1 pseudogene is annotated in these 333 nt (G+C 47.4%); it reads left to right on the forward strand.

What is annotated here, in order from left to right:
• Nucleotides 1–333 (forward strand): annotated as a pseudogene (locus ACUU1I_RS21380) (transposase); the annotation flags it as partial.

Below are 333 nucleotides of genomic sequence, written 5' to 3' on the forward strand. Positions count from 1 at the left end.
CCAACGTTACTCTACGGAGTTTAAAGCCGAAGCCGTCAAAACGGTTCCTGAAAATCAGCTTTCGATCAGTGAAGGCGCTTCCCGATTATCTCTTCCTGAAGGCACTTTAGGACAATGGGTTACCGCCGCAAGAAAAGGGCTCAATACACCAGGCTCCCGCACAGTGGCTGAGCTGGAATCTGAAGTTATGCAACTGCGTAAGGCTTTAAATGAAGCACGACTTGAGCGAGATATATTAAAAAAAGCAACAGCGTATTTTGCCCAGGAGTCGCTGAAAAATACGCGTTAGTCGAACAATGGCGACAACAATTCCCTGTTGAAGCGATGTGTCGG

The organism is Shigella sp. SIG3 (genome assembly GCF_053555855.1).